General features: G+C 28.0%; 5 protein-coding genes. 1 reads left to right on the top strand and 4 read right to left on the bottom strand.

Going from position 1 to position 8,481, the window contains the following annotated elements:
* Positions 1–627: 627 nt before the first annotated feature.
* Both KQI77_RS00725 and KQI77_RS00720 read right to left on the bottom strand, forming a co-directional pair.
* Positions 628–1,758 (bottom strand): chromophore lyase, encoded by a 1,131-nt coding sequence (locus tag KQI77_RS00725; protein ID WP_216387428.1) that lies wholly within the window; start codon positions 1,756–1,758, stop codon positions 628–630.
* Positions 1,759–1,862: 104 nt separating this feature from the next.
* Positions 1,863–3,173 carry a GHKL domain-containing protein gene (locus tag KQI77_RS00720; RefSeq protein WP_216387427.1) on the bottom strand — a complete coding sequence of 437 codons (1,311 nt, stop codon included), beginning with the start codon at positions 3,171–3,173 and terminating at the stop codon, positions 1,863–1,865.
* A 307-nt stretch (positions 3,174–3,480) separates the two neighbouring features.
* Here KQI77_RS00720 and KQI77_RS00715 point away from each other — a divergent pair, with 307 nt between their 5' ends.
* Positions 3,481–4,206: a LytTR family DNA-binding domain-containing protein gene (locus tag KQI77_RS00715; RefSeq protein WP_216387426.1), complete on the top strand. Its 726-nt coding sequence runs from the start codon at positions 3,481–3,483 to the stop codon at positions 4,204–4,206.
* Positions 4,207–4,360: 154 nt separating this feature from the next.
* On the opposite strand, the gene KQI77_RS00710 is transcribed toward KQI77_RS00715, so the two are convergent.
* Both KQI77_RS00710 and KQI77_RS00705 read right to left on the bottom strand, forming a co-directional pair.
* On the bottom strand, positions 4,361–5,833 hold the full coding sequence (locus KQI77_RS00710; protein ID WP_216387425.1) for a sodium-dependent transporter: 1,473 nt from the start codon (positions 5,831–5,833) through the stop codon (positions 4,361–4,363).
* A 110-nt stretch (positions 5,834–5,943) separates the two neighbouring features.
* Positions 5,944–8,334 carry an HAD-IC family P-type ATPase gene (locus KQI77_RS00705; RefSeq protein WP_253289286.1) on the bottom strand — a complete coding sequence of 797 codons (2,391 nt, stop codon included), beginning with the start codon at positions 8,332–8,334 and terminating at the stop codon, positions 5,944–5,946.
* Positions 8,335–8,481 lie beyond the last annotated feature (147 nt).

Here is an 8,481-nt window from a genome sequence, read left to right as displayed (position 1 = left end):
TATCATAATAAAATCTCCATAAACATAGTAAAATTAAGGTTTTTCCTAATATAATTATACCATAATTTATTACATTTATGGAGATTATTAACTCGAAAATTATTTACTCTTTATTACTGTGACTTGATGAATATTAAAAAAATATTTATTAATTTAAGTTTTGCATTAATTATATAAAATATAGCACTTTTTACATATCTAATAAAAATATTGTAAAAGGATTTAAAATATTAATTGTAAAGAATATTTTAATACAAGGAGTTGAACACTATGGATATAGCAATGATAGGTGCCTTAATAGCTATAAGTATAATTTGCTATAATTTTTGGGGTGAGAAAAAAGAAAAAAAATCTAATAAACAAAAATAACTCTTCAATCTATTTAGTCAATTATTTTTTACTCTGTAGTAGTACATATAACAATGTATAGATACTATGTTTAAGATACTTATCCTCAAATTTAAATTTTATTATAATTTCCTATAAAGTAAAAAAGAGCAGGCTGTTCACTTTAAGAACATCCTGCTCACACTATAGACAACTAGCTTATTCTCCAAGCTTAATTGTCTACTTTTTTATATTATAATATCTTTACTAATTTTTAAAGCAATCTAAAATTAATTTTATTTACTTAGTAACAAAAGCCGAGACTCCATTACTATTAGGAGCACTGTCACCCTTTTTAACTAGTTTTATTTGTATACCTTCAAGTCTTAATCCTAATCCTGAAGAACCAGAAAGTTCATCATTTTTAGCCCAACCTAGCCATCCTTTATTTTGAATTTGAACTCTATAATATACATCATAATTTTCTTTCATCTCACCAGTTAAACGTATTTGAATTGCTTCTAGTCTCAACCCTTTTCCAGAAGTTCCAGCCATAGCATTATCTTTAACATAATTTTGCCAGCCTATTTTTTGTACATGAGTTCTATATTCAATGCTACCACTTAATTTTTGATTAGAAAGTCTAATATTAATTCCTTCAAGTCTCTTAGCTTTTCCTACTGTACCACTTAATGCACCATTTTCTACATAGTTTTGCCATCCAAAGCTTTGTACATGTGTTCTATATTGAACACCAACTTCCTTTTCCTTCAAAGCTCCATCTGTACTTCCTGGAGCTGAACTGCCCTTCTGAACCAAAACAACTTGTATAGCTTCTACTCTTTTAGAAAGACCAACAGTTCCTGCTTTTTCATCATTTTTAGCCCAACCTAGCCATCCAAAACTTTGAGCATGAACTCTATAATAAAGATCATATTTATCTTTATTACTTCCTGTTAATCTCATCTTAATAGCTTCTACTCTTAAAGATTTTCCTACAGTCCCTGATACTTCATCATCACTTTTATAAGCTTGCCACCCTATCTTTTGTACATGAGCAGAATATTCTATTCCTAAGTTATTATCTCCTTCTACTTTTGCTCTAAGAGCTTCAAGTCTTAAACCACATCCCATTGAACCACTAGCAGCTCCATAAGTTAAATATCCAATTCCTTTACCATCATCATCTTGTAAGTTAGAAATCCAACCTATTTTCTGAACATATGTATCATAACTTATTGTCGCTTCATTTCCACCATTATCATAATCCGAATTAAATACAAACTTATTCTTGTAAGAATATGCTTCAGCTGTACTGTTACTATATCCAAAAATAATACGTTCTTCATTACTTGCTAATTTATTACCTTCATATACAAAAAATGCTGTATTTGCAATCTTTACATCTTTATTGTATATAAAAATATACATTAGATTTTCATCATTTAGAAATGCATCTTCCCCTATTTCTTCTACATTATCTAGTATATTTACCCCTATAATGTCTAAATTATCTGTACAACCAAATCTTTAATCTATATTTCATTATTAACTGTAATCTCTTGAAAGAACATTTTATCTTTTATAAATGTATCTAATGTTATATTTTTGTATTTATGTAGCATTTCTTTTAAGTTACTTAATCCTAGTCCTCTATTCTCTCCTTTTGTTGAAAAACCTTGTTTAAATAACATAGATATAGGAGGTATTTCTCCAGAAAAAGTATTAGATACAACTATAATAACAGATTGATTTTTCTTAATTAAACCTAAACATATCTTTTTATCTTCACTACCTAGTGATGCTTCAATTGCATTATCCATAATAATACCAAGAGATCTAACTAGTGCTATAATATCTATATTTATCCTTTCTATAGGTTCATATATATCAATAAATGTATGTAATCCTAATTCTTGAGCTTTTATGACTTTGCTAGATAATAGCCCCTTAACTTCTGGTAAATATATATTCTTTAATGCCCCTAACTTATAGTTATTCCTATTCATATTTTGGTTTAATGGTTGTATCTTTTCATCAAAAAATTTCTTTAGACCATTCATATCGTCTTCTTCTATAAAACTATACATCGAAGATAATATATTAGTATAATCATGTCTAAATTTACGCATATCAGTATATAACTCTTCTAATTTTGTAGTATATTCTTCCATATTCTCATATTGTATCTTTTGCTTTTCTATCTTACTTTCTTTAATAAATATATAAGATAATATTCCTATTATAATAAACATTATTACAATATAAAAAATAGCAAGCATTCCTTCTGCAGTTTCAAAATTACTACTATCGCCATCAAATATACATATCGTTAACAAAACTCCAGATATTATTACTACAAAGTATATAAAAAAAAGCGATTTAGTGCTTGATTCTTTTTTAGAATCTGTCGTTTCTAAATGATGTTTAGAAAACAATCTTCCAATAAAGAAACTAATTATGACAACTATTAAACCTGTTAATAGTTCAAATGGAAATGTAATTCTTCCATAGGCATTAAGTGAACATCCCATATATTCAATACCTATTTTAAAAGCTATACACGATATCCCCAAATATATTATAAAAGCTAGCGCTTGTATAAAAAAACTCTTTAATATCTTACGTATTTTTAGATAAATAAAAAGAATAGGCAAAATATAAAAAGCTATTTGCGATATATCTTTATTGATAACAAATATAACACAAAATGATAAAAGAATACCTAGCAACATTCTTATGTACTCTTTAATTGTAAATCTAGGTACAACTAAGTTATATATTATTATAGTCATGAATATAAGCATAACAATACATCCCAAAAATAAATTAAGTGAATCGCTCATTATTACACCGCCTAAACATAATATAATAATATTATATACAACTTACTATTAACAATAAAGTGATTTTTTAACATACTATCATACTTGTAATCAACAAAAAACAAGACTTTGTTACTAATTCAACAATAAGATATAATCCTAAAAAAATATATTCCCTATCATATTTTTATAATAATTGTTAGTTATATTCCTTTTATGGTAGTATATTGTTATGTTCGTAGTATATGAAGAATTCTTTTATTAATATGACATGTATTTATTGAAATATTAAATATTTAATTAATTTAACATATATAGGAGGTTAAAAATGTTAAAAGCTTTTATATGTGAAGATAATAAAAAACAAAGAGAAAAGCTCAGCAAGATAATTGAAGACATTATTCTTATAGAAAATTATGATATGGATTTGGGTCTTTCAACTTCTGATCCTTATGAATTAATCAATTCTATAACAGGAACAACAAACACAGGAATATACTTCTTAGATGTAGATTTGCATAGTGACATCAATGGAATCCAACTCGCTGAAAAAATTCGTGAGCATGATCCTAGAGGTTTTATTATATTTATAACTACTCACGCTGAAATGAGCTACCTTACATTTATCTATAAAGTTGAAGCAATGGATTATATAATTAAAGATAATTATAATAACATTAGGCAAAGAGTTAATGATTGTATAAAAAATGCTCATGATAAATATAAAACAAAATCTTCAGAATTACAGAAAATATTCTCTATAAAAGTAGAAGACAAGATAGTTAACATTGATTATAACGATATTTTATTCTTTGAAACATCTTCTACTATTCACAAAGTTATACTACATTCAGTGAATAGACAAGTTGAATTCTACAGTAAAATGAAAGAAGTAGAAAATTCATTAGATGAAAGATTTATCAGATGTCACAATTCCTTTATAGTAAATAAAGACAAAATTAAAGAAATAGATAAAAAGAATCGTATTGCATATATGATTAATGGAGAAGAATGCCTTATATCTACTAGAGGCATAAAAAACTTATTTAGTTAGTCATAACCACCCGCATAGCAGGTGTTTTAATGTTTCATTTCGTTCAACAGACTAAAGTCCATAATTAAATATTAATGATAAATGCGGCTATATTTTAGCCGCATTTATCATTATATTCTTTTCTTACAATACATTTTTATAAAATGTAATTTTACTATTTTTCTTTTTTACTTCTTCTATTAATACTGAAACTAAATATCACACCTAAAAATAGAACTGCTATAATCATCCATATAGCTAATATCTTAGTTCCAAACCCACTAAACATATCATAATACCCTTTTAGATAAACTATAATTATTATAAGTGGTAATATATATTGCATATAGAATCTTAACTTTTTAGGGAAATTAATTCCTTCTCCTAAATTTACTTCTTCTAAAAAATTATTATATCCCCATCCATTTTTCTTTGTGCAAAACAAAACAAACAACAAACTACCCAAAGGTAATATATTATACGAAACTAAAAAATCTTCTAAATCCATTATTGTTGTTCCTGCCCCAATAGGCTGTATATCTTTTAATAAATTATATCCTAATATTGCTGGTAATGATAACACAATAATAAGTAGCATATTTACAATAACTGCTTTCTTACGTTTCACATCAAATGCTTCCATGCTCATAGCAGTTATATTCTCAAATACAGCTATAATAGTTGATAAAGCTGCAAAAGACATAAATATAAAGAAACATGTTCCCCATATTCTACCACCAGCCATATTATTAAATACATTTGGTAATGTTATAAATAACAAAGATGGACCGGCATCTGGTTTAATGTTGTATGCAAAACATGCAGGAATAATTATTAATCCAGCTGTTAATGCTACAAAAGTATCTAGTACAACTACACTGATAGCCTCACCTGTAAGCTTTTTACTCTTAGCTAAATAGCTTCCGAAAATCTCCATAGCGCCAATTCCTATGCTTAGTGTAAAAAATGCATGGGTCATAGCTGCAAATACAACTTCCCCAACTCCATTCTCAGTAAGCTTACTAAAATTAGGTACTAAATAAAACTTTAATCCTTCTTTTGCACCATTTAAAAATAATGAATGTACTGCAAGAACAAGCATCAAACATATTAACAATATCATCATTACTTTTGTTATCTTCTCCACACCATTTTGCAAACCTAAAGCACATATGCTAAAAGCAATAATTATCGCAAGAATAGTCCAAAATATCATAGTTCCTGGTGAATTCAGCATATTAGAAAATTCACTAGCTATCCCTTCTGAATTCAAATTTGATAGGCTGCCTTTTATCATCTTATAAACATAATAAAACATCCAACCCCCAACCATAGTATAAAACATCATAAGCAAATAATTGCCACATATCCCAAACCATTTATATCTATGCCATACTGTATCTTTAGGTTCTAATTCATTAAATGCTGACGCTATACTTTTATTACTACCTCTTCCTATAGCAAATTCACTAATCAATATAGGCAATCCCAATATCAATAAAAATACCAAGTAAATCAATATAAATACTGCCCCACCATACTTACCACATATATACGGAAATTTCCATACATTTCCTAACCCAATTGCACATCCAGCTGAAACCAATATAAAGCCCAATCTCGTGCTAAAATTTTCTCTCTTCTCCATGTTTCCTCCCCGATAATTACTATTATATTCTACATATTAATTTTATTTATCATTATATAAAAAATTTAGTTAATTAACAATAATTATAGGGAGTTTAAAGCTATTATAATTTACTTATGTTGTAGTCTATCTTCAACCTTATCTTCAACTTTACTAAACCTATTCATAACCCAAGTCACAGATGGATAAGCTATAAAAATCAATACAAGAGCAAGCATCCAATGCTTTAACGCTAATACCTTTATACCAAAAAATTCTTGACCTATAGGTGTAAAATAACATGCTAAACTTATAGCTATTACTGATAAAACAAGTGCAACTTTAAATCGTGTAAGTGGTAATGATACTTTTATTAATATCATAAGGCTAATTCCTAAAAACACAGTAAGTGCCATAGTACTACAATATACATAATCATATCCTCTAAAACACATTAATAAATAAGACATTATTGTTGCAGCTCCCATAACTAAACCATTAGGAACACTTTTAAGCAATATTCTCTTAAAGAAATTTCCTTGAATTCTTCCCTTATATGGTAACATAGCCAAGAATAATCCTGGAATTCCTATAGCACAACTTCCTACTAAAGAAGTCTGTATTGGCGATAATGGATATTTTATTCTTATAATACAAAATACTATAGCTAAAATCACAAAGAAAGCTGTTTTAGATAAAAATAACTCTGCTACTCTCTCTAAATTAAATATCTGTCTTCTTCCTTCTGCAACAACTTGAGGTAATGAACTAAAGTCTGAATTCATAAGAACCAATTGTGCTACAGCCTTTGTAGCTTCAGAACCATTTGCCATAGCTATTCCACAATCAGCTTCCTTTAGTGCTAATACATCATTAACACCATCTCCCGTCATAGCAACTGTATGATTATTTTGCTTTAATGCCTTTACTATTGCTTTTTTCTGATGTGGAGTAACTCTACCAAATACATTATAATTATCTACTACTGATCTTAATTCTTCTTCGTTAGTAGGTAGTTTTCTTGCATCAATATACTTATCAGCACCATCTACTCCTGCACGTTTAGCAACAGCAGAAACTGTTACAGGATTATCTCCTGATATTACCTTAAGCGAAACTCCTTCTTCCTCGAAATATTTAATTACATCTGGTGCCTCTTTTCTTATTACATCTTCAATAAGAATTATTGCACATTCTTCTATATTTGCTGTTATACCATGCTTTAATGATTTTTGAGGAACTTTTGCAAATAACAATACTCTTCTTCCTTTACTAGCTTCCTCTTCTATCTTTTCTTCATATTCAGAATATCTATCTTTCAATAAAATTTCTGGTGCACCCATAACCCATGCACTATCTTCAACAACAATTCCTCCCCACTTTCTTTTAGACGAAAATGGTACTTTTTCTATTATTCTTATATCTGGAGCTTGAGTATATTTTTCTAATATTGCATTTTGAGTTGGATTCTTACTAGGAAGATTATTAACCAAAAGCGCTAACATATCTTCTGTTAATTGCTTATCTTGATTATTTATGCTAACAACATCTACAAGATTTAATTTACCTTCTGTTATCGTTCCTGTTTTATCAACACATAAAGTATCAACTCTTGCTAATATCTCTGTCGCCGATAATTGTTGTACTAATGTATGATGTTTAGATAACTTAATAACTGATGTAATAAATGTTGCACTAGTTAATAATACAAGTCCTTCAGGAATCATTCCTACTATTCCTGATACACTACCAATTATTGCTTGCCTCCAATCATCTTGTATTCGAAATTGTGTAAATGCTAACAATCCACCAGCAGGTACTATAACCCATAATAATGTTTTTATAATTTTGCTTATAGAATCTTGTAATTCTGAATTTTCTATCTTGAATTCTCTAGCTTCTTCTGCAAGTTTAGAAGAATAAGTATCTTTTCCTACTTCTGTAACTCTTGCATATCCTTCTCCCGCTACTATAAAACTACCTGAAAATAATTTATCTCCTTCATTCTTATATACAGGATCAGCTTCTCCAGTTAACATAGATTCATCAAGTTCTAATTCATCACTATGTATAACTGTACAATCTGCTAATATCTGATTTCCTGATTCTAAAACCAAAATATCATCTTTTACTATATCTTCTATAGATATATTCTGTTTCTTTCCATCTCTTATTACATCAACATGAGCCATACTTAATACAGATAATTTTTCTAATGTACTTCTTGCACTTAATTCTTGATATACCCCCAAGACGCAATTTATTATAATAACCAATGCAAATAATGCATTCTTTGGTGATCCAGCTATTATAATAAGTGTTCCTAATACTAGATTTAAGGCTGTAAATATATTAAAACAATTAGCTTTTATCATCTGCCATATTGTCCTTGATGGTGCTTTAGGAAGTTTATTTACCTCGCCTCTTAACACCCGTTCTCTTACTTCTCTTGAAGTTAGTCCTTTTATTACATTTTTACTATATTTATTTGCTTCATTTAAATTCATTTTATTAACTTCCATTGTTTTAGCCCTTCTTTGCCTTACTTTTAATATATATTTTAACACTTATTTCTTAATTTCCTCTTAAGTTGGCATTAAATTTTGTTTATCTTTAATATTTTTTATATTCTAATATTTCTTTTATTTCATAAAAATATATACTATACT

It is taken from the genome of Clostridium sp. MSJ-8 (genome assembly GCF_018918325.1).
Taxonomy (GTDB): domain Bacteria; phylum Bacillota; class Clostridia; order Clostridiales; family Clostridiaceae; genus Clostridium.
Note: the sequence above shows the minus strand (reverse complement) of the source record. Positions and strands in the feature narration are given on the sequence as shown.